The sequence below is a fragment of the Acidovorax sp. genome, assembly GCF_046294525.1.
Classification (GTDB): Bacteria; Pseudomonadota; Gammaproteobacteria; order Burkholderiales; family Burkholderiaceae_C; genus Acidovorax.
In genome coordinates, this window is record NZ_JBKBKQ010000003.1 from 88507 (window position 1) to 110085 (window position 21579).

Here is a 21579-nt window from a genome sequence, read left to right on the forward strand (position 1 = left end):
CATTTCAAGCCGCAGGTTTCACGTCCAGCACGATTTCGGTGAACGAGGGTGCGTCATCCGGCGCGTCGCGCGCTTCCTTCTGGGCCTTGGCGGCGTTGGCGGCCAGGGAAAAGTCGTTCTGCAGGCGCCACATGAGGTTGGTGGGCGAATCCGCGTAGGCCAGGCCTTCCTTGCGGTCGATCTTCTCGTCCATGATCAGCTTGGCAAGGGCCTCTTCAAAGGTCTGCGAGCCTTCGGCCATGGATTTTTCCATGGCCTCCTTCACACCCGAGAAGTCGCCTTTTTCGATCAGGTCGGACACCAGCTTGGTGTTGAGCATCACCTCCACCGCAGGGGCGCGGCGCCCGTCCACAGTGCGCACAAGGCGCTGCGAGATGATCGCCTTCATGGCCGAAGCCAGGTCGCCCAGCAGGGTGGGGCGCACCTCCACGGGGTAGAACGACAGAATACGGTTGAGCGCGTGGTAACTGTTGTTGCCGTGCAGCGTGGCCAGGCACAAGTGGCCCGACTGCGCGTAGGCAATGGCGGCCGACATGGTTTCGCGGTCGCGGATTTCGCCGATCAGGATCACGTCGGGCGCCTGGCGCAGCGCGTTCTTGAGCGCGGTCTGCAGCGACTGCGTGTCGCTGCCGATCTCGCGCTGGTTGACGATGGATTTCTTGTTCTTGAACTGGTACTCGACCGGGTCCTCAATGGTGAGGATGTGCCCCGTCAGCGCCTCGTTGCGCGTGTCGATCATGGACGCGAGCGAGGTGCTCTTGCCCGAGCCAGTGGCGCCCACCATCAGGATGAGGCCGCGCTTTTCCATGATCAGCTCGCGCATCACGGGCGGTAAACCCAGCGAGTCGAACTCGGGGATCTGCTGCGAGATAAAGCGGATCACCACCGCGTAGCTGCCGCGCTGGCGCATGGCGCTCACACGAAAACGCCCCACGCCATTGAGCGGCACCCCCATGTTCAACTCGCCGGTTTCTTCCAGCTCTTCAATGCGGTCCGGGGGAACCACTTCAGAGAGCAGGTTGCGCGGTGCGTCTGGCGGCAGGATCTGGTTGTTGATCGGCACGCACTCGCCGTTGATCTTGATCAGCGCCGGGGCGTTGGCCGACAGGTAGACGTCTGATGCCTTCTTTTCGCTCATCAGGCGAAGAATCCGCTCCATCGTGCTCATGGTGTTTCCCTCTCGTTGTCTATCTGATCTCTGTGGTGTGCGGTCCGCCAAGCGCGGTGGCTGTCTTTAGTCGCGCAGCAGGTCGTTGATGCTGGTCTTGGAGCGCGTCTGCGCATCCACCTGCTTGACGATGATGGCGGCGTACATGCTGTAGGGCGCGCCATTGGCAGCCGTCTTGGGCAGGTTTCCACTCACCACCACCGAGCCCGAAGGCACGCGGCCGTAGCTGATCTCGCCGGTGGCACGGTTGAAGATGGGGGTACTCTGGCCGATGTACACACCCATGCCCAGCACGGAGTTCTCTTCGACCACCACGCCTTCGACGACCTCGGAGCGGGCGCCGATAAAGCAGTTGTCTTCAATGATGGTGGGGCCGGCCTGCAGCGGCTCCAGCACACCGCCAATGCCCACGCCGCCCGACAGGTGCACGTTGGCGCCGATCTGTGCGCACGAACCCACGGTGGCCCAGGTGTCGACCATGGTGCCTTCGCCCACATAGGCGCCGATGTTCACGTACGAGGGCATCAGGATCGCACCCTTGGCGATGAAGCTGCCGCGGCGGGCGACAGCCGGGGGCACAACGCGCACGCCGGTGGCCTTCATCTCGTCTTCGGACAGGTGGGCGAACTTGGTCTGCACCTTGTCGTAAAAGCCCAGGTCGCCGGCCTTGACGACTTCGTTGTCCTTGAGGCGGAAGGACAGGAGCACGGCCTTCTTGATCCACTGGTGTACGGTCCACTGACCCACGCCTTCGCGGGTGGCCACACGCAGCTTGCCATTGTTCAGCTCGGCAATCACGTGCTCGACCGCGTCCTGGATCTCTTTAGGGGCTGCAGCGGGCGAGAGGCTGGCGCGGTTGTCCCAGGCGTTGTCGATGATGGTTTGGAGTTGTTGGGTCATGTTGCTTGCGGTGGTCTGTCTTACTGAGGGGCGGTACGGGATTGAATGAATTGCACGATGCGCAGTGCGGCCTCCACGCACTCTTCGGCTTCGGCCACCAGGGCCATGCGAACGCGCTGGGCACCGGGGTTGCTGCCCTGGGCCTCGCGGGCCAGGTAGCTGCCGGGCAGCACCGTGACATTGTATTGAGCCAAAAGGGCCCGCGCGAACTCGGCGTCGGTCATGCCCAGGGCATCGGGCACCTTCGCCCACAGGTAGAAGCCGGCGTCGGGCAGGGCGACTTCCATCACGCCGGCCAGCAAAGGCGTGACCTGGGCGAACTTCTTGCGGTACAGCGTGCGGTTTTCCACCACATGCTTTTCGTCGCCCCAGGCCGCGATGCTGGCGGCCTGCACGATGGGACTCATGGCGCTGCCGTGGTAGGTGCGGTACAGCAAAAACGCCTTGATGAGCGCAGCATCTCCCGCCACAAAGCCGCTGCGCATGCCGGGCACGTTGCTGCGCTTGGACAGGCTGGTGAAGGAGATCAGGTTGCGGTAGTCGCTGCGACCCAGCTTGTCGGCCGCCTGCAGGCCACCGAGCGGCGGCTCGTCACGGAAGTAGATCTCGCTGTAGCACTCGTCCGAGGCGATCACGAAGCCGTAGCGGTCGCTCAGCTCGAAGAGCTTTTTCCACTCGCCGAGCGGCATCACGGCGCCCGTGGGATTGCCGGGCGAGCACACAAACAGCAATTGCGTGCGTTGCCAGACGCTGTCGGGCACGGCATCCCAGTTCACGGCAAAGTTGCGGGCCGGGTCGCTGGCGGCGTAATAGGGCTGGGCCCCAGCCAGCAGGGCCGCGCCTTCGTAGATTTGATAGAACGGGTTGGGGCAGACCACCAGGGGCTGTCCGTGCGAAGGGTCGATCACTGTCTGGGCGAACGCAAAAAGCGCCTCGCGCGATCCGTTGACCGGCAGCACCTGGGTGCCGGGGTCCAGCGTGAGCGCATAGCGCTTGTTCAGCCACTGCGTAAACGCCTCCCGTAACCGTGGCTCCCCTGCTGTTGCGGGGTAGGCGGCCAGGCCCCCAAGGTTGTTACTAAGTGCATCCTTGATGAATTGGGGTGTAGGATGGCGCGGCTCGCCCATGCCAAGACTGATGGGGCTGTACGCCGCAGGTGGCGTCACCCCGGCAAAAAGCTGTCGCAACCGCTCGAAGGGGTAGGGCTGCAGGTGGGAAAGCAGGGGGTTCATGGGGCAACATTATGGGCGACGGCGATGCTGCAGCCCGTGGGGTACCGGTGGCGACGCCAAGACCTATCGCAAACCCTCGCTGCGCGGTTTTGTCAGTGGAACGTAAGAGCGCGTCCCTAGCGTCGCAGGCGGTCTGCAAGAACGACAAGGGAGACAAAACATGGCTGGATTCATAGGGCTTCGCCCGGGCGTTTGGTGGATGCGCCGATGGCACCTGCCCGGCAAGCTGCTCACGCTGGGCCTCGTGATGGCGCTGGCATTGGCGCTGGCGGTGCTGGCCGCGCCTTGGTGGGCGGTGGGCTTGGGTGCGCTGCTGGCGATGTATGCGCTGGTCGCCCTCTATGCCAGCCTGTCGGTCGACCTGGCTGGGCTTGCGAGCACCATGGATCTCACCACGGGCGGCGACCTGCGCGCCCATGCGGGCACGTACGGGTCTGACGAGGTGGGCGCATTGGCGCGGTCGCTCGACCGCATGGTGCTCACGCTGTCGTCCATGGTGGCTGACATTCGCAGCAATGCAGCGCTGGTGGCGCATGCGGGCCAAAGTTTGGCAGACGGCAACCGGTCGCTTGCCGACCGCACCGAGCAGCAGGCGGCCAACCTGGAGCAGACCGCGGCCAGCGTGGAGCAGTTGTCATCCGCAGTGCAGAACAACGCCCAGACCGCGCAGAGCGCCGATGTGCGCGCCGCAGCGGTGCGCAAGGCGGCCGATGCCGGGTCCGAGGCCATGGCACGCGCCGTGCAGTCGGTGGAGGCCATCCAGCAAAGCGCGCGGCGCATGACCGAAATCATCGGCGTCATTGACAGCATTGCCTTCCAGACCAACATCCTGGCGCTGAATGCAGCTGTGGAGGCCGCGCGGGCCGGCGAGCAGGGCCGTGGCTTTGCTGTGGTGGCGGCGGAGGTGCGCACCCTTGCCAAACGCTCGGGCGACGCCGCGCGCGAAATCCGCGAGCTGATCGGCGCCTCCGTCACCCAGGTGGAGACCAGTGCCGGGCTGATCCGGTCGGCGGGTGAGGGCATCGCCGACATGGCGGGCGGTATCCGCAGCGTGGCGGCGAGCATGAGCGAGATCTCGGGATCCAGCGCCGAACAGAGCACCGGCCTGCGCGAGGTCAGCGCCGCCGTGCAACAACTGGACCAGATCACCCAGCACAACGCGCAGATGGTGGGTCACGCGGTGCACCAGGCCGAGGCGCTGGAGCTGCGTGCGTCGACCCTGTCACGCGCGGTGGCGGCCTTCCGCTTGCAGCAGGGCACGGCCGAAGAAGCGGTTGCGCTGGTCAACAAGGCCATGGCGCTGCACAAGACGAGCTCACGCGACCAGTTCCTGCGCAGCATCACCGACAAGAACCAGCCCTACCACGACCGGGACATGTACGTGTTCGTACTGGACACCAGCGGCACGTACCTGGCGTTTGGCGGCAACCCCGCCAAGGTGGGAACCCGCGTGCAGGACATTCCCGGAATTGCGGGCGACCAGCTGGTGCGCGACATCGTCGCCCAGGCAGACCATGCACCGGGATGGGTGGAATACGACATCACCAACCCCGCCACCGGCGCCGTGCAGACCAAGATGTCGTATGTCAGCCGCGCGGGCGACGGGTATGTGGGTTGCGGGGTGTACAAGTCCCTGGCGGCGCGGTAGCGCCGCCTTTCACCTCGTCCGTGCATCGGGTCGCGGCACCCGAACGCACCTCGCCAAACATCAACCCGGCTTGGGAGCCTGCGTACGACGTTGGCGCGCCCGGTCCATGGCGGCCGCGATGGCGGCCTTGCGCGCAGCCGCGGCATCATCAAGTCCGCCCGTCATGCCGTCTTCAGTGCGGGTAGCGTCAGAGGGCGCAGCGCCCTTTACGTCGGCGTCGGCGTCGGCCTCGGCCACATCCTCCAGCGGCAGACGCTGCTGGTGCAGCCGGTAGCGCTTGCGCGCCTGTTCAGCCAGCGGTGCGGACCAAGCAGCCCAGCCAGTGGCGCTGCCCGTGGTGTTTTCCAGTTGGATGCAGTCCACCGGACACACGGGAACGCACAGCTCGCAGCCTGTGCAATACGGCTCGATCACCGTGTGCATGCGCTTGTTCGATCCCACGATGGCGTCGGTGGGGCAGGCCTTGATGCAGAGCGTGCAGCCAATGCACCAGGCCTCGTCGATAAATGCGACGGTGCGGGGCGCTTCCACGCCATGCGCTTCGCTCAGGGACAGCGCTGGCTGGCCGGTGATGGCGGCCAGGCGGCGCACACCTTCGGCCCCTCCGGGCGGACACTGATTGATGGGCGCTTCCCCGGTGGCGATGGCTTGCGCATACGCAGCGCAGTCCGGGTATCCGCAGCGCGTGCACTGCGTCTGGGGCAGGGCAGCGTCGATCAGCGCCGCAAGGTCTGCTACAGCGGCGGGCGTGCGGGCGGCCGGGGCGGCGCTCAACCTTTACGGGCCGCAGTGCGGCGGGGGCGCGCTGTGACCGGTGTTGCAGCGACGGCGGCTTCGGCAGCATCGGTCTCGGCAGCCGCCGTGGAGGCGGTCCTGACCCAGCGCGTGGCCACGGGGCTGGTGGCCACAGCAGCCGCTGTGGCTGCCTTGGCACGGGATTTGACGGGGGCCGATTTGGTGCTGGACGGCGCCTTGCGGGGCGGGGCCGGGTCTTCAAACGTCTCGGTCACGGGCGTCGCAGCGTTCTTTTGGGGCTTTTCGTGTTCAAGGATGAACGCGCGCACTTGCGGGTACACGATCTCGCGCCAGCGGCGGCCGCTGAAGATACCGTAGTGGCCGGCTCCTTTGGCCTCCAGGTGGCGCTGCTCCTTGCGCACGATTCCGCTGCACAGGTCATGGGCGGCTTCTGTCTGGCCCGAGCCGGAAATGTCATCCAGCTCGCCTTCCACGGTGAACAGGGCGGTGGTCTTGATGTCTTGCGGGCGCACGCGCTCGATCTTGCCGTCGGGGGAGCGCACGTCCCAGGTGCCGTTGACCAGCTTGTAGTCCTGGAACACGGTCTGGATGGTTTCAAGATAGTAGTCCGCGTCCATGTCCAGCACGGCGTTGTACTCGTCGTAGAACTTGCGGTGCGCCTCGGCGCTGGCGTCGTCGCCCTTGATGAGGTCCTTGAAATAGTCGTAGTGGCTGCTGGCGTGCCGGTCAGGGTTCATGGCCACGAAGCCGGTGTACTGTAGGAAGCCCGGGTACACGCGCCGTCCAGCGCCCGGGAAGTTCTCGGGCACGCGGTAGATCACATTGTTCTCAAACCACTCGTAGCTGCGGTTGGTGGCTAGGTTGTTGACGGCCGTGGGGGACTTGCGGGCGTCGATGGGGCCACCCATCATCGTCATGGTCAGCGGCGTGGTCTCGCCGCGGCTGGCCATCAGCGACACGGCGGCCAAAACGGGCACCGTAGGCTGGCACACGCTGATCACGTGGCAGTTGCCGTACAGGCCCTGCAGGTGGCGAATGAACTCCTGCACATAGTTCACGTAGTCGTCCAGGTGGAACTCGCCGTCTGCCAGCGGCACCAGGCGAGCGTTCTTCCAGTCGGTGATGTAAACCTTGTGGTCCTTCAGCATGGTGCGTACCGTGTCGCGCAGCAAGGTGGCGTAATGGCCCGAGAGCGGCGCCACGATCAGCACCACAGGCTGGGCCTTGAGCTTGGCCAGCGTGGCCGTGTCGTCCGAGAAGCGCTTGAAACGGCGCAACTCGCAAAACGGCTTGTCCACCTCCACATGCTCGTGCACCGCCACGCCCACGCCGTCCACGTCCACCGTGTGGATGTCAAAGGTCGGCTTTTCATAGTCCTTGCCCAGGCGATAGAGCAACTCGTAGCCCGCCGACATGCGCTGTGCAAAGGGGGTTTCGCTGAAAGGCGAGAGAGGGTTGCTGAACAGTTTGGCGGCGGCTTGCGCAAAGTCAGTGAAGGGCTCCATCAGGGAGCGCTGGGTTTCGTAAATGTGGTACAGCATGGGGCGAAACTCCGTTATGTTGCAGTGCAATATAGCAGCAGTTGATAACCAGTGCATGGAGGAAAACCACCAATCCCAAGTCACCTTCGCGACATGGAAACAGAGATTTGTTGAAATCAAAAATGATAGCTGCCAGCGCTTTATTGGCAAGCGCTAGCGCCGATTTTTGCCCCAATTTACTGCGCCAGCGCGTGCGGGTGCTCCTGTAGCCACGCTTCGAACGATTCCCGCGCCGAGTTGCGCAAGGCGGGGCGGAAGACGGTCTTGTTGCTCAGGTACAGGCAATGGCGGATCACCGTGTAAGGGTTGAACGTGGCCTGCGGGTTGTGTTCTTCAAAGTGCTGCTTGTAGCGCTTTACGGTCCCCACCGTCTCGCGCATGAGAGTGTTAAAGCGTGCCCGCGTCAGGCCGGGCGACCACAGCTGGATGTCGTCCACAAAGCTGTCCACCTTGGACGGCTCGAACTCGAAGTCCTTGAAGAAGTGCGTGGCGATCTTGAGGAAGGTGAATGCGTTGAGCTCGCTGCTGGGCGGTGCGCCGCGGGGCACAGTCAGGGCGTCGGCAGTCGCATCGACGGCCGGTTCAGCGGTTTCATCCGGGGCTTCCAGCAGTTCAGCGGCCGTGGCGTCGCGGATCTGGCGAAACTCGCGGTCGGCCAGCTCAAACAGCGCCGCCAGCACGTTGATGCGGCGCTTGAGCTGGCCCGGAATCGACTTCTTGTACTTGATCTTGTGGTCCAGCACGCTCCAGGAGTCCTGGATGATGGTGCGTACTTGCAGCTCGAATGGCAGGGTGGAGTAGGGGGCGTGCTCTGGCAGATCGCGGTCGGCGGCGCTGAGCTTGAGGTCCAGGTGCAGGCCTTTGTAGCCGAACGAGGCCTCGGTGCTCTCCACGGCGGTCACCTTGTCGGTCACGTCGATCACTGCAAACCGTGCGCGCAGCACCTGCGCAACCTTTTCCAGCTCGTCTTCGTACAGGCATACCACGCGCACCCCCACCAGGTCGGTGATGTAAGTCTGGATGTCGTAGGGCGTGTTGCTTTCTTCCAGGGTGGGGCGGTACTTGCGCACAAACTTGCGGATGCACTCGTCGGCATCTTTCACTCGGCCTTCGACCTTGGCCACATCCACGCCTCCCGCGCTCGCCACCGCAGCGCCAACCAGCGCTGTAAGCGCGGTGCAGGCCTGCTGCAGAACCGCCTTCTGGTCAGCGTAATAGGTGCGGAAGCGGGCTTCTTCCAGGTCAAAATCTAGCGATGGCATGCGGAGGGAGGCAAACAGGGAAGGGACGAATCACGCGGATTCAAGGAACCCGCGCAGCAAGTATGTGCGCAAACGCCACTTGGTGGTGCCAGACAGCAGCCCATAATGGTGCACACCATTGCGTCCTTGCATGCCTGAGCCCACACCTCCCATTGCCAACGACGGCCCGACCGCTGCTGCCAGCCACCGCTGGATGCCCGTGGTACTGCCGCCCTTGGTGGGACTGGTCATACTGGGTCTCACCTACCTGTACTGGCAGGCTGAAGAGACCAATTCCCAGACCAAACGGCAGCAGAACTTTGAAGTTGCGGCCGATCAGATCGCCTACAACCTGAAGGACCGCATGGCCACCTACGAGGTGGTGCTGCGTGGCGTGAAGGGCTATTTCGAGGGCTCCGAGAGCATCAGCCGCGAAGAGTTCCAGTCGTACGTGGAGGCCTTGGAACTGCAGGAGACCCGGCCCGGCCTGCAAGGCGTGTCGCTGATCCTGCAGCTCACCGAGCCGCAGCTTGAGCTCCACATTGCCGACATGCGGCGGCGCGGCTTTCCGCAGTACACCGTGCGCCCGGCGGGCGCACGGCCGGTGTATGCACCCATCACCCACATCGAACCCCTGCGCGGCGACAACCTGCGCGCGCTGGGCTTTGACGTGCAGACCATTCCCGAGGCGCGCGATGCGCTGGAGCAGGCGCGCGACAGCGGCACTCTTGCGCTGACGGCCCCCTTGCCTTTGCTTCAGGACCAGGCGCCAAACACCTTGCCGGGCGTGGTGATGTACCTGCCCATGTATGCGCCGCAGGCAGACATCAGCAGCACGGCGGCGCGGCGTGCGAGTTTGCTGGGCTGGGTTTCTGCGCCATTCCGGGCGGGAGACATCATCACCGGCATGGCGCGCGAGCTGTCGCCCGACATCGGCGTGGCCCTGTACGACGGCCCTGCCGGCCCAGACGGAACACGGCTGTATGGCCCCCTGGTGCAGGCCCTGCCACAGGCGGGTGAACAGACGCCAGGCCTGCAGACGCAGCGCACGCTGGACATCGGCGGGCGAACCTGGACGCTGCACATGCGCCCGTTGGCCAGCTTTGCGCTGCGCCACCAGGACGACAGCCACCACGCCGTGGCAGTCATGGGGGCTGCGCTGAGCCTGATGCTGGCCTGGCTCACTTGGCTGCTTGCCACCGGGCGCGAGCGCGCTGTGGCCCTGGCGCACCATATGACAGCCGAGCTGCGTGCCACGCGCGACGACCTGGAAAGCACGCTGAGCGCCATCCCGGACCTGCTGTTCGAGCTCGGGCTGGACGGACGCATCCACCACTTCCGCTCCGCACGGTCCGAACTGCTGGCCGTTCCGCCCGAGATGTTTTTGGGCCGGCTGCTGTCGGACGTAGTGCCGCCCGAGGCCGCTGCTGGCTGCCATGCGGCGCTGGATGCGGCCCACCGCACCGGTTATTCGGCCGGGCACCAGTACATGCTCGAACTGGATGGCGTGGCGCACTGGTTCGAATTGTCCATCGCCCGCAAGGAAAGCGCCGCGCCGGGCGGAGAGCCGCGCTTCATTGCGCTGTCGCGCGACATCACCGAGCGCAAGCAGGCCGAGGCGCGCACGCACCAGCTCGCGTATTTCGACGCGCTGACCGGCCTGCCCAACCGCCGCATGCTGCTGGACCGGCTGGAACACGCACTGGTGAATGCCCAAAAAACCGCCCAGGTGGGCGCCGTGCTGTACCTGGACCTGGACGACTTCAAGCAGATCAATGATGCGCGCGGCCACACGGTCGGCGACGCCCTGCTGGTACAGGTGGCCCAGCGCCTGCAGCGCCACGTGCGCCCGGGGGACACCGTGGCCCGCATTGGCGGCGACGAGTTTGTGTTGCTGGTGCACAACCTGGCCGCGGATGTGGACACCGCCGGCCGCGCCGCGCTGCTGGTGGCCGAAGACCTGCGCGCGCTGCTGGAGGCGCCCTACGCCATCGACACCCACCTGTACAGCGCCACCGGCAGCATCGGCATCACCCTGTTCCCCAAGAGCGGAGAGGGGGTGGAAGACCTGCTGCGCGAGGCAGACACCGCCATGTACCGTGCCAAGGACTTGGGCCGCAACCGCATCCGCTTTTACGAAGCCGCCATGCAGGCCGACGTGCAAGAGCGCCTGGCGCTGGAGCAAGACCTGAAAAAGGCCCACGCCGAAGGCCAGCTGGCGGCCTTTGTGCAAAACCAGGTGGACGCCGCCGGCAAGGTGGTGGGCGGTGAACTGCTGATGCGCTGGAACCACCCGGTGCGCGGCAACGTGCCGCCCGGCCGCTTCATCCCCATTGCAGAGGCCTCGGGTCTCATCCTGCGCATGGGCGACTGGATGATCCAGCAAGCCTGCGAAACCCTGGCCCGCCTGCAGGCGGCCGGACAAGAACTTTCGCTGTCGGTGAACGTGAGCGAGCGGCAGTTCCGCCAGGACGATTTTGTCGACCGCGTGCGCCATGTGCTGGCCCACACCGGCGCCCACCCCGGCAACTTGATCCTTGAGGTGACCGAGAGCCTGTTGATTGAAAACCTGGATGACACCATTGCCCGCATGACCGAAATCGTGGGCCTGGGCGTGCGCTTTTCCATCGACGACTTCGGCACCGGCTATTCCAGCCTGGCCTACCTCAAGCGCCTGCCGCTGTTCGAGCTGAAGATCGACAAGAGCTTCGTGCACGACACTCCCGACGACCCCAGCGACACCGCGATCGTGCAGTCCATCCTGGCGGTTGCCAGCCACCTCCACCTGCGTGTGGTGGCCGAAGGGGTGGAGACGCGCGCCCAGGCCGACTTTTTGGTTGCCAACCAGTGCGAATGCCTGCAGGGCTATCTGTTTGGGCGGCCGGAGCCGCTGGCGGTGTGGGTGGAGCGGCGGTTGGGGACGCCGCAATAGACCCGAAGCCGCCCTATAACGCAGCGGCCGTTTCGGCTTCGGCTGAGGCCTGGCTGTACGACTGCCGCGCCAGCGCATGTACCTCGCGAGCGGGCCGGTCCTTGAGCAGATGGTTGCTCCACACTTGGCGCCAGATGCGGGCACCGGGCAGGCTGTGGCGCAGGCCCAGCATGTGGCGGGCAATGTGGGGCCAGGGAGTGCCGTACTGGGCGGCCTCGCGCTCCATGTATTCGACCATCGCCAGCTCCACCTCCTCGCGGGTCAGGGGGCAAGGCACGCCACCTTGTTCACCGTAGTAGAGCTGGTCCCAGCGGGCCAGCCACCAGGGGTTGTGGTACGCCTCGCGGCCGATCATCACGCCGTCCAGGTGCGTGAGCTGCTCCTGCACCACGGCATCGGTAGTGATGCCACCGTTGATGGCAATGGTGAACTGCGGGAACTCGGCCTTCAGACGATGCACCACCTCGTAGCGCAACGGCGGAATATCGCGGTTTTCCTTAGGGCTCAGACCTTGCAACCAGGCGTTGCGCGCATGCACGATGAAGACGGTGCAGCCGGCCTCGGCCACGGTGCCGATGAAGTCGCGCACAAAACCGTAGTCCTCCACCTTGTCGATGCCGATGCGGTGCTTGACGGTGACTGGCACGCTGACCACGTCCTTCATGGCCTTCACGCAGTCGGCCACCAGCTGGGGCGCTTTCATCAGGCTGGCACCAAAGGCGCCGCGCTGCACGCGGTCGCTGGGGCAGCCGCAGTTCAGGTTGATTTCGTCGTAGCCCCATTCCTCCCCCAGCTTGGCGGCCTGGGCCAGTTTGTCGGGCTCGTTGCCGCCCAGCTGCAGGGCCACGGGGTGCTCTTCGGCGTTGTAGCGCAGGTGGCGCTCGGTGCCGCCGTACAGGATGCCGCCCGCATTCACCATTTCGGTGTACAGCAGGGTATGGCGCGTCAACAGCCTGTGAAAGTAACGGCAGTGGCGGTCTGTCCAGTCCATCATGGGGGCGACGGACATGCGCCAGGGGCTCAGTGTGGGGTCCACGGGAGATCTACGAAGCGGGGAGTTGGGAGGAGGGCGCGGGGAGGGCTGCACAGCCAGCAGCCGGCGCGAGGCCGTGATTATCCCACTGCCAGCGCGCAGCGGGTAGGCACAGGGTTTTTGATGAAATGGGGCTCTAGCGCTTGTGTATCAAGCGCTGACAGCTATCAATTCAGAAGTGGCGGCGGCGTGTTCGCCAACGCCGTGCGGAGTTGATTGAGCGCTCAGCCGCCCAATGGCGCCGCATCGCGCAGGCCATACCTGCGTATGACGGCGGCGCGTTGCTGCGGGTCGATGTTGATGTGCTCGGCGTCGCGGCCGGTCTGGGCCAGCAGGCGCGGGTCCATCACGCGGCGCCACAGCGGCGGCACATAGGCCAGGGTGAACATGCCAAAGTAGCCGATGGGCAACTGCGGCACGTGCTCAAAGTGGCGCAGCGACTGGTAGCGCCGCAGCGGGTGCGCGTGGTGGTCCGAGTGCCTTTGCAGATGGAACAGCGCCCAGTTGGAGAACACGTGGTTGCTGTTCCACGAATGGTGCGGCTGGCAGGGCTCGTAGCGTCCGTTGGCATCCTGCGCGCGCAGCAAGCCGTAGTGCTCGACATAGTTGGCCGAAGTGAGCTGGAAGTTGGCCCAGAACGAGGCCGCCACCAGAAACGGCAGCACCACCGCGCCCAGCCACAGGGCCAATGCGGCCCACAGCAGCACAGTGATCAGTGCGGGTTGCAGGATTTCGTTGTGCCACGAGATCAGTGGCAACCGCTCGCGGGCCAGCCGGTCTTTTTCCAGCGCCCAGGCGCGGCGCAAGGCGCCGGGCATCTCGCGCAGCACAAAGCGGTAAATCGACTCGCCCATGCGCGACGAAGCCGGGTCGGCCGGCGTGGCCACATCGCGGTGATGGCCCCGGTTGTGTTCGATGAAGAAGTGCCCGTATGCCGTGGGGGCCAGCACCAGCTTGGCCAGCCAGCGTTCGAGTTCGGAGTTCTTGTGGCCCAGTTCATGCCCCAGGTTGATGCAGAAGCCGCCCACCGTGCCCGTGGTCAGCACCATGGCCAGCACGCCATGCCAGGGCAGGGGCTGTGCGGCCACAAACCAGGTGCTGAAGATGAAGGCCACCCACAGCACCGGCACCAGCAGGTAGGTGATGCGGCGGTAGTAGCGGTCGCGCTCCAGCTCGGGCACGGCGGATTCGGGTGGGTTGCTTTGGTCAGTGCCCAGCAGCCAGTCCAGCAATGGCGCCACCAAGTAGAAAAACGCCACGGGTGTCCACAGCGCCAGCGGATCGCCGGTCCACAGCATCAGCGCAGGCCCTACAGCCACGGTGCAGGGCACCACCAGCGACAACAACCACGCATACCGCTTGCGGTCGCGGTAGCGGGTTTCGGTGTAGCGGTGGGCGCGCAGCATGTTCGGGTCGTGGGTGGGTGTTACGGATTCTGGGCAACCGGGTGGCAAAAGCCAGTTTTTTTTGACCACCAGCGGGGCTGGTTCAAGGTTGTTGACAATCTCACCCAGGGCCACGCTCAGCGACGCAATGCAGCGCTGTTTTTGTTTGCCCTGGCTCAACAGGGGCCTTGGCCACATAGGCGATACTTCGCGCGCTTCTGATGCGCCCCCAAGCGCTGCCTGCTCTCTCCCTCCCCATGCACCACACTATTTTTGACACGCCGGTTGTCAATACGCTTCTGCGCGCTTTTTCCCGATTCACCTTGCGCATTACCGGCTGGAAAGTCGAGGGTGCCTTGCCCCCCCAGGCCACCAAAAGCGTGCTGATTGCCGCGCCCCACACCAGCAATTGGGACCTGCCGTACACGCTGATGCTGGCGTTCTCGCTGCGCCTGCGGGTGTACTGGATGGGCAAAAGCAGCCTGTTCAAGGCGCCGTTTGGCGGGGTGATGCGCTGGCTGGGGGGCATCCCGGTGGACCGCAGCCAAGCCAACAACCTGGTCGCCACCTCGGCCAAGGCCATGCGCGACGCAGACGGCCCCATGCAACTCATCGTGCCGCCCGAGGGCACACGCGGCAAGACGCGGCACTGGAAGACGGGCTTTTACTACATCGCCCAACAGGCGGGTGTGCCCATCGTGCTCGCGTTTGTGGACTATGGCCGTAAGGTCGGCGGCCTGGGGCCGGTGTTTGAGCCCACGGGTGATGTGGACGGCGACATGGCGCGCATCAAGGCGTTTTATGCGCCGATCCAGGGCAAGAACCCGAAGCAGTTCGAGGCCTGATGCTGGCGATCGAAATTTGAATGAAATTGGCCTCTAGCGCTTATCCATCAAGCGCTGGCAGCTATAAAAAGTGGAGTGACTGCGCTAAAGGGAGGCGTATTCACGCTCACACACTGCGGCGGTCGATCTTGCGGCTGAGCACGATGCTGGTCTGCGTTTGGTGCACACCGTCGAGCTGGCCCACTTTGTCGAGCAGGGCGTCGAGCTGCTCGTGGCTGGTGCAGCGCAAGAACACCAGGTAGTCAAACGGCCCGCTCACGGCGGATACCTCTTCGACCTCGGGCATGGCCTCCAGCGCGCGCAGCACGGCGGGCGCTGCCTTCGGCAACACGCTGATGCTGCACCAGGCCCGCACCGTGGTGGCATCGTGCCGTGTCCCCAGCCGCACGCCGTAGCCCGCCACCACGCCCGAACGCTCCAGCCGCGCAATGCGCGCCACCACGGTGGTGCGCGCCAGCCCCAGTTTGCGGGCGAGCTGGGCCGTGCCTTCGCGCGCATTGGCCTGCAGCAGGCTCAGCAACTGACGGTCGGAGGTGTCCAGCGAGGGCGGGGCGGTGGGGGTTGTAGGCTCGGAAGTCATAGTGGCCATGATATTCGCCGTTATGACGCTTCATGAGCCATTTTTCGACGATCTGGTAGCTACACATTGACAGTGCCCTTGCCTAGGATCAAGGCATCTTTCAGTACCGCTGCGGCCCTGCCTACAGCACAGACCAGGAGCATTGCCATGACCTCTACGACCTCCACCCGCCACGCCATCACCATCCTGGGTGCGGGTCATATTGGCTTTGCCATGGCGCTCTTGTTGCAGCAGGCTGGCGGCTACGACGTCTTGGTAGCCGACCGCGATGCCAGCCGCCTGGCCGATGTGGCGGCGCTGGGCATCTCCACCCGTTTGACCGTGGACGACGCCAGTCTGCAAGCCGCCATCGACGGCCGCTTTGCCGTGCTCAACGCATTGCCATTCCACCGCGCTGTGCCCGTAGCGACGTTGTGCGCCAGCGCAGGCGTGCATTACTTTGACCTGACCGAAGACGTGGCCAGCACCCAGGCCATCCGCGCCCTGGCTGCCAACGCCCGCAGCGTGCTCATGCCCCAGTGCGGCTTGGCCCCGGGCTTCATTGGCATCGTGGGCAATGACTTGGCGCGCCGTTTTGACACCCTGCACACGCTTCGCATGCGTGTGGGCGCGCTGCCGCGCTACCCGCAGGGCGCCCTGCGCTACAACCTGACGTGGAGCACCGAAGGCCTCATCAACGAGTACTGCAACCCCTGCGAAGCCATTGTGGACGGCGTGCGCACCACGGTGCCTGCGCTCGACGGCCTGGAAACCTTTGCGCTGGACGGTGTGGAATATGAGGCCTTCAACACCTCGGGCGGGCTGGGCACGCTGACGGAAACGCTGGCGGGCAAGGCGCGGCAAGTGGACTACCAGTCCATCCGCTACCCGGGCCACAACGCCATCCTGAAACTGCTGCTGAATGACCTGCGCCTGCGTGATCGGCGCGATCTGCTCCAGGACATTCTGGAGACCGCCATCCCCACCACCGACCAGGACGTGATCGTGATTTTTGCCACTGCGTCGGGCCTCAAGGGCGGGCGTCTGGTGCAGGACTCATACTCCGCGCGCATAGTGGGCAAGCAGGTGGCGGGGCACACGCTGAGCGCCATCCAGCTCACCACGGCTGCAGGCATCTGCACGGCGCTGGATCTGGTGGCCCACGGCCAGTTGCCGCAGCAGGGGTTTGTGGGGCAGGAGGCCGTCGCGCTGAAAGATTTCTTGGCGAATCGCTTTGGCGAGGCATACGCCCAAGAGCGGGCGCTGACCCTGTGACTCAGCGGCCTCCCGGCTTTTGGTACATGCCTTCAACAGCCTCGGCAAAGTGTGCCATCAGGTTGTTGCGTTTTAGCTTGAGCGTGGGCGTCATGAAGGTGTTTTCAATCGTCCACGGCTCCAGCGTAAGGTGCACCGCACGGGGTACGGCATAGCGTGCAAAGCTGGCCGTGTTCTTCTCGATGCGGGCCAGCACGGCGCGGTGCACGCTGGGGTGGTTCAGGCTGCCTTCGTCCTGTGGACTTAGTCCCAGGTCGCCCGCAAGGCGCTGCCATTCGTCGCGCTTGAGCACGGCCACGCAGGCGATGAAGGGGCGGTTTTCGCCCACCACAAAGGCCTGCTCCAGCAGCGGGTCGGCCAGCAGGGCAAGTTCCAGGTCGCCGGGTGGCACCTTTTCGCCGGTGGAGGTGACGATGATTTCCTTGATGCGGCCCTTTATGTAGATGCGGCCGTTCACGATCTCGGCCTGGTCGCCCGTGCCCAGCCAGCCGTCGGGGCTGATGATCTTGGCCGTATCTTCCGGCCGCTTCCAGTAGCCCTTCATCACGATGGGGCCACGCACCTGCAGCTCGCGGTTGTCGCCGATGCGCACCTCCACGCCCGGCAATGCCTTGCCAACGCAGGCGGGGTCGTTGTCGTCCAGCGAGTTCACCGACACCACGGGGGCAGTCTCCGTCATGCCGTAACCCTGGATGAGCGGCAGGCCCAAGCCCAGAAAACACTTGGCAATGGTGGGCGACAGCGGGGCGCCGCCACTCACCGCCACCCGTACGCGGCCGCCAAACTGGGCCAGCAGCGGCTTGGCGACCAGGGCCTGCAGCAGCGGCCAGGGCAGGGCGGTCATCCAGCCTGCGGCGCGGCCGTCTTCGGCCGCTGGGGCGGGCAGGCCTTGCGCAGCGCAAAACCGGGCCCAGCCCTTGTTCTGCGCAGCTTCGTAAAGCTGCATCTTCCAGGGCGTGGGCGAGAGTTTTTCGATCAGCTTGGCGTGGATGCGCTCGTAAATGCGGGGCACAGACACCAGAACGGTGGGACGCACCGTCTTGAGGTCCTCGGCCAATTGCGCCACCGAGCGCGCATAGGCCACGCAACTCCCCGCCGCAATCGGCAGGTAGTACCCGCCAGTGCGCTCAAAGGTGTGCGAGAGCGGCAGGAACGACAGGAACACGTCGTCCACCGTGGGTGCAATGCGCTCCAGCACGGCCTTCACGTCGCTGATCACGTTGTGGTGGGTGAGCATCACGCCCTTGGGCTTGCCCGTGGTGCCGGAGGTGTAGACGATGGCGGCCAGGTCTTCGGCTTCTGGCGCTTTTGGCACAGGGGCTCTGCCCGCGTGCGCTGCCACGGCCAGCCACTGCACAAGCGATCCAACCGCAGGGCCGTCGCCATAACCCGCTATGGCCTTGAAGCTCGATGTGTCCTCGTCGGTGATCACCACCGCGCGCAAAGCTGGAAACGGTGTGCCCACGGCCTGGATCTTTTCCCACTGCTCTGCGTGGCTCACGATCAGCATCGACGCCTCGCAGTCCGACAGGATGTAAGCGATGCTGCCCGGGTTGTCGATGGCATGCAGCGGAACGGGCACGCAGCCGGTTGCCAGCGTGGCCTGGTCCGCGCACATGGCATTCAGGCCGTTGGGCAGCAGGATGGCGATGCGCGCCGCTGCGGGCAACTGCATGGCCGCGAGGGCCTGGGCCCAGGTTCCTACGCGGTGTGTTGTTTCTGCCCAGGTCAGGCTTGTCCAGGCCTGGGTGTTGGTGTCGAAGGCTCGGTAGGCCTCGGCGTTGGGGGTGCGCGCAGCGCGGTAGGCAAGGAGCTGGGGCAGCGTATGGACGCTGGCGATATCGGTGGGGGAGGGGGTCATGCAGGCTCAGCGGGGAAGGCGTCAGGCGCGGTATGCGCGCGGCCTTGGTGTAAACCCGGGGAATGATAGCGAGCGAACCCGTGGCATCTGGCGCAGCAACATGCTGTTGTGTTGCAAATGGTGCATTCCGATTTGCGGAATGACGAGGTGCTGTGACGCGGCGAAAAAGGCCTGACTGCCCTGCCCAACCGCTGCGCTGAACTGCACGCGGGCGGCGTTGCCGCCAGCTGACTCTCAGGTTGCCGCCTCCAGCCCCTGCGCAAAGTGCGCCTGCATGGCCTTGACCGTGGCCTTGGCGTCGCGCGCCACCATGGCGGCCAGGATGGCGCGGTGCTCGCCCAGCGAATCTTCAATGCGCCCCTGTTTGAACAGCGAGTTGTGGCGGTTGAGCTTCATCACCTTGCGCAGGTCGGCCACCATCTGGCTGCGCCAGCGGTTGTCGGCCATCTCCAGCAGGTGCATGTGAAAGCGTTCGTTGATGGCAAAGAATTTCTCGCGGTCTGCCACGGCGGCTTCCAGTTCGGCGTGCAGGTCCTGCAGGGTCTTTAACTGGGTCTCAGTGGCGCGCTCTGCCACCACGCCTGCGGCGTCGCTCTCCAGCAGGCTGAGCAGGTGGTACACGTCGCGCAGGTCTTTTTCACTCATCTCCGTCACATAGGCGCCACGGCGCACCTTCATCGTGACCAGGCCTTCGGCGGCCAGCACCTTCAGCGCCTCGCGCAGCGGGGTGCGGCTGATGCCGAATTCCTCAGCAATCTTGAGCTCGTCGATCCAGCTGCCAGGCTCCAGCTCGCGGCGGAAGATGCGCTGGCGCAATTGCTCGGCCACTTCTTCATAGAGCGCACGGGGAGTGAGGGTGGAGGCAGACATAGGGCGGATTGTAAGCTACGAAGAATATTTTGAATCAATAATTATGAATGATGTAAACTCGCCGCCACACCACAGCACCCGTGCGGTCACCGCCTGTGCGCCGTGTTGGACGCCCCCATGCCATCTTCGGAGTAGCTTTTGCCATGAGTGACAAACCCACCAACAACGCCCCAGAGTTCGCCGCGTCTTCGCTGGAAGCCTGGGCCAAGGCCGCAGCCAAGTCGGCACCGGGGGGCGATGTCAGCGCCCTCAACTGGGTCACGCCCGATGGCATCACCGTCAAGCCGCTGTACACCGCCGAAGACACGGCCAGCCTGCCGTACGCCAACACACTGCCCGGTTTTGAGCCCTACCTGCGCGGCCCCCAGGCCACCATGTATGCCGTGCGGCCCTGGACGATTCGCCAGTACGCTGGCTTCTCCACTGCTGAAGAATCCAATGCCTTCTACCGCAAGGCCCTGGCCGCAGGCGGGCAGGGCGTGTCGGTGGCGTTCGATCTGGCCACACACCGTGGCTACGACAGCGACCACCCCCGCGTGACGGGCGATGTGGGCAAGGCCGGCGTGGCGATCGACTCGGTCGAGGACATGAAGATCCTGTTCGACCAGATCCCGCTCGACAAGGTCAGCGTATCGATGACCATGAACGGCGCCGTGCTGCCCGTTCTGGCGGGCTATGTGGTGGCGGCGGAAGAGCAGGGCGTCTCGCAAGAAAAGCTCAGCGGAACCATTCAGAACGACATTCTGAAAGAGTTCATGGTGCGCAACACCTACATCTACCCGCCCAAGCCGTCGATGAAGATCATTGGCGACATCATCGAGTACACGGCCAAGAACATGCCGAAGTTCAACTCGATCTCGATCAGCGGCTACCACATGCAGGAAGCCGGGGCCAACCAGGCGCTGGAGCTGGCCTTCACCCTGGCCGACGGCAAGGAATATGTGAAGACCGCCATCGCCAAGGGCATGGACGTGGACGAGTTCGCCGGGCGCCTGAGCTTCTTCTGGGCGATTGGCATGAACTTTTACCTCGAAGTCGCCAAGATGCGCGCCGCGCGCCTGCTGTGGTGCCGCATCATGAAAGCCACGGGCGCCAAAAACCCCAAGAGCCTGATGCTGCGCACGCACTGCCAGACCTCGGGCTGGAGCCTCACCGAACAAGACCCCTATAACAACGTGGTGCGCACCACCATCGAGGCCATGGCGGCCGTGTTTGGCGGCACGCAGAGTCTGCACACCAACAGCTTTGACGAAGCCATTGCGCTGCCCACCGAGTTCAGCGCCCGCATTGCGCGCAACACGCAGCTCATCATTCAGGAAGAGACCCACATCACCAACGTGATCGATCCCTGGGCCGGCAGCTACATGATGGAAAAGCTGACGCAGGACATGGCCGACGCCGCCTGGAAGATCATCGAAGAGGTCGAGGCCATGGGTGGCATGACCCAGGCCGTGGACAGCGGCTGGGCCAAGCTCAAGATCGAAGCCGCCGCCGCCGAGAAGCAGGCGCGCATCGACAGCGGCAAGGACGTGATCGTGGGCGTCAACAAGTACAAGCTGGCGAAGGAAGACCCGGTCGATATCCTGCAGATCGACAACATGAAGGTGCGCGACGGCCAGATCGCTCGCCTGCAAAAGATCCGTGCAACGCGCGATGCTGCCAAGGTGCAGGCTGCGCTGGATGCGCTGACTGCTGCAGCGGAGAGCGGCGAGGGCAACCTGCTCGATTTGTCCATCCAGGCCGTGCGCCTGCGCGCCACGGTGGGCGAGGTGAGCGATGCCCTGGAAAAGGTTTACGGGCGCCACCGCGCCGATACACAAAAGGTGACCGGCGTGTACGCAGCTGCTTATGACTCGGCCGAAGGCTGGGACAAACTCAAGACCGAAATCAATGCCTTTGCCGAAGAACAGGGCCGCCGCCCCCGCGTGATGATCGCCAAGTTGGGCCAGGACGGCCACGACCGGGGCGCCAAGGTGGTCGCCACTGCGTTTGCCGATCTGGGCTTTGACGTGGACATGGGCCCGCTGTTTCAGACGCCCGAAGAATGTGCCCGCCAAGCCATTGAAAACGACGTGCACGCCGTGGGTGTGAGCACGCTGGCCGCAGGCCACAAGACGCTGGTGCCCGCCATCATCCAGTCGCTCAAGGAACAGGGTGCGGACGACATCATCGTGTTTGTGGGCGGCGTCATCCCGGCGCAGGACTATGACTTCCTGTACGAGTCGGGCGTCAAGGGCGTGTATGGCCCCGGCACACCGATTCCGGCCAGCGCGAAGGATGTGCTGGAGCAGATTCGCAAGGCGGTGGCTGTTTGATAAATGGCAGCGGGACGT

The 21579-nt window shown here is 64.7% G+C and carries 16 protein-coding genes; 5 read left to right on the plus strand and 11 right to left on the minus strand.

Going from position 1 to position 21579, the window contains the following annotated elements; all coding sequences use genetic code 11:
- Nucleotides 1-4: 4 nt before the first annotated feature.
- From ACK4HJ_RS04870 to dapC, 3 genes are all read right to left on the minus strand, one after another.
- Entirely contained in the window at nt 5-1168 is a 1164-nt protein-coding gene (locus ACK4HJ_RS04870) for a PilT/PilU family type 4a pilus ATPase (protein WP_409828228.1), read from the minus strand.
- 66 nt (nt 1169-1234) lie between these two features.
- Nucleotides 1235-2068 (minus strand): 2,3,4,5-tetrahydropyridine-2,6-dicarboxylate N-succinyltransferase, encoded by an 834-nt coding sequence (gene dapD, locus ACK4HJ_RS04875; protein ID WP_409828229.1) that lies wholly within the window; start codon nt 2066-2068, stop codon nt 1235-1237.
- A gap of 20 nt (nt 2069-2088) precedes the next feature.
- Nucleotides 2089-3300, minus strand: a complete 1212-nt coding sequence (gene dapC / locus ACK4HJ_RS04880; RefSeq protein ID WP_409828231.1) for a succinyldiaminopimelate transaminase — start codon at nt 3298-3300, stop codon at nt 2089-2091.
- 160 nt (nt 3301-3460) lie between these two features.
- On the opposite strand from dapC, the gene ACK4HJ_RS04885 reads away from it, so the two are divergent.
- Entirely contained in the window at nt 3461-4948 is a 1488-nt protein-coding gene (locus tag ACK4HJ_RS04885) for a methyl-accepting chemotaxis protein (RefSeq protein ID WP_409828233.1), read from the plus strand.
- A 60-nt stretch (nt 4949-5008) separates the two neighbouring features.
- On the opposite strand, the gene rsxB is transcribed toward ACK4HJ_RS04885, so the two are convergent.
- From rsxB to ACK4HJ_RS04900, 3 genes are all read right to left on the minus strand, one after another.
- Complete coding sequence (gene rsxB, locus ACK4HJ_RS04890) at nt 5009-5722, minus strand: electron transport complex subunit RsxB (protein WP_409828234.1); 714 nt, start codon at nt 5720-5722, stop codon at nt 5009-5011.
- Nucleotides 5719-7245, minus strand: coding sequence for a polyhydroxyalkanoate depolymerase (locus ACK4HJ_RS04895; protein WP_409828236.1), 1527 nt, complete (start codon nt 7243-7245; stop codon nt 5719-5721). The genes rsxB and ACK4HJ_RS04895 overlap by 4 nt, the downstream gene beginning before the upstream one ends.
- Nucleotides 7246-7421: 176 nt before the next feature.
- Nucleotides 7422-8507, minus strand: a complete 1086-nt coding sequence (locus tag ACK4HJ_RS04900) for a GTP pyrophosphokinase family protein (RefSeq protein WP_409828238.1) — start codon at nt 8505-8507, stop codon at nt 7422-7424.
- 130 nt (nt 8508-8637) lie between these two features.
- Here ACK4HJ_RS04900 and ACK4HJ_RS04905 point away from each other — a divergent pair, with 130 nt between their 5' ends.
- Nucleotides 8638-11418 (plus strand): EAL domain-containing protein, encoded by a 2781-nt coding sequence (locus ACK4HJ_RS04905; protein WP_409828240.1) that lies wholly within the window; start codon nt 8638-8640, stop codon nt 11416-11418.
- A 13-nt stretch (nt 11419-11431) separates the two neighbouring features.
- Here ACK4HJ_RS04905 and dusA read toward each other — a convergent pair whose 3' ends face one another.
- Nucleotides 11432-12454 (minus strand): tRNA dihydrouridine(20/20a) synthase DusA, encoded by a 1023-nt coding sequence (dusA, locus tag ACK4HJ_RS04910; RefSeq protein ID WP_409828242.1) that lies wholly within the window; start codon nt 12452-12454, stop codon nt 11432-11434.
- A gap of 221 nt (nt 12455-12675) precedes the next feature.
- Nucleotides 12676-13857 carry an alkane 1-monooxygenase gene (locus tag ACK4HJ_RS04915; RefSeq protein ID WP_409828244.1) on the minus strand — a complete coding sequence of 394 codons (1182 nt, stop codon included), beginning with the start codon at nt 13855-13857 and terminating at the stop codon, nt 12676-12678.
- A gap of 236 nt (nt 13858-14093) precedes the next feature.
- Between ACK4HJ_RS04915 and ACK4HJ_RS04920 the strand changes: the two genes are divergently transcribed.
- Complete coding sequence (locus ACK4HJ_RS04920) at nt 14094-14681, plus strand: lysophospholipid acyltransferase family protein (protein WP_409828245.1); 588 nt, start codon at nt 14094-14096, stop codon at nt 14679-14681.
- A gap of 106 nt (nt 14682-14787) precedes the next feature.
- Here ACK4HJ_RS04920 and ACK4HJ_RS04925 read toward each other — a convergent pair whose 3' ends face one another.
- Entirely contained in the window at nt 14788-15261 is a 474-nt protein-coding gene (locus ACK4HJ_RS04925) for an Lrp/AsnC family transcriptional regulator (RefSeq protein WP_409828247.1), read from the minus strand.
- Nucleotides 15262-15408: 147 nt separating this feature from the next.
- Here ACK4HJ_RS04925 and ACK4HJ_RS04930 point away from each other — a divergent pair, with 147 nt between their 5' ends.
- Entirely contained in the window at nt 15409-16515 is a 1107-nt protein-coding gene (locus ACK4HJ_RS04930) for a saccharopine dehydrogenase family protein (RefSeq protein WP_409828249.1), read from the plus strand.
- A gap of 1 nt (nt 16516) precedes the next feature.
- Here the strand turns inward: ACK4HJ_RS04930 and ACK4HJ_RS04935 are convergent, their stop codons facing one another.
- Both ACK4HJ_RS04935 and ACK4HJ_RS04940 read right to left on the minus strand, forming a co-directional pair.
- Complete coding sequence (locus ACK4HJ_RS04935; protein WP_409828251.1) at nt 16517-18376, minus strand: AMP-dependent synthetase/ligase; 1860 nt, start codon at nt 18374-18376, stop codon at nt 16517-16519.
- A gap of 234 nt (nt 18377-18610) precedes the next feature.
- Entirely contained in the window at nt 18611-19246 is a 636-nt protein-coding gene (locus ACK4HJ_RS04940) for a GntR family transcriptional regulator (protein WP_409828253.1), read from the minus strand.
- A 143-nt stretch (nt 19247-19389) separates the two neighbouring features.
- On the opposite strand from ACK4HJ_RS04940, the gene scpA reads away from it, so the two are divergent.
- The gene (gene scpA / locus ACK4HJ_RS04945; protein ID WP_409828255.1) at nt 19390-21561 is read left to right on the plus strand and encodes a methylmalonyl-CoA mutase; all 2172 of its coding nucleotides are present in this window, start codon (nt 19390-19392) and stop codon (nt 21559-21561) included.
- Nucleotides 21562-21579 lie beyond the last annotated feature (18 nt).

Coding starts and splice junctions, on each gene's coding strand:
- ACK4HJ_RS04900 (WP_409828238.1), bottom strand. CDS start 8,507: ATGCCATCGCTAGATTTTGACCTGGAAGAAGCCCGCTTCCGCACCTAT.
- ACK4HJ_RS04925 (WP_409828247.1), bottom strand. CDS start 15,261: ATGACTTCCGAGCCTACAACCCCCACCGCCCCGCCCTCGCTGGACACC.
- dapD (WP_409828229.1), bottom strand. CDS start 2,068: ATGACCCAACAACTCCAAACCATCATCGACAACGCCTGGGACAACCGC.
- ACK4HJ_RS04930 (WP_409828249.1), top strand. CDS start 15,409: ATGACCTCTACGACCTCCACCCGCCACGCCATCACCATCCTGGGTGCG.
- dapC (WP_409828231.1), bottom strand. CDS start 3,300: ATGAACCCCCTGCTTTCCCACCTGCAGCCCTACCCCTTCGAGCGGTTG.
- ACK4HJ_RS04870 (WP_409828228.1), bottom strand. CDS start 1,168: ATGAGCACGATGGAGCGGATTCTTCGCCTGATGAGCGAAAAGAAGGCA.
- ACK4HJ_RS04895 (WP_409828236.1), bottom strand. CDS start 7,245: ATGCTGTACCACATTTACGAAACCCAGCGCTCCCTGATGGAGCCCTTC.
- ACK4HJ_RS04935 (WP_409828251.1), bottom strand. CDS start 18,376: ATGACCCCCTCCCCCACCGATATCGCCAGCGTCCATACGCTGCCCCAG.
- ACK4HJ_RS04885 (WP_409828233.1), top strand. CDS start 3,461: ATGGCTGGATTCATAGGGCTTCGCCCGGGCGTTTGGTGGATGCGCCGA.
- ACK4HJ_RS04905 (WP_409828240.1), top strand. CDS start 8,638: ATGCCTGAGCCCACACCTCCCATTGCCAACGACGGCCCGACCGCTGCT.
- ACK4HJ_RS04920 (WP_409828245.1), top strand. CDS start 14,094: ATGCACCACACTATTTTTGACACGCCGGTTGTCAATACGCTTCTGCGC.
- ACK4HJ_RS04940 (WP_409828253.1), bottom strand. CDS start 19,246: ATGTCTGCCTCCACCCTCACTCCCCGTGCGCTCTATGAAGAAGTGGCC.
- scpA (WP_409828255.1), top strand. CDS start 19,390: ATGAGTGACAAACCCACCAACAACGCCCCAGAGTTCGCCGCGTCTTCG.
- ACK4HJ_RS04915 (WP_409828244.1), bottom strand. CDS start 13,857: ATGCTGCGCGCCCACCGCTACACCGAAACCCGCTACCGCGACCGCAAG.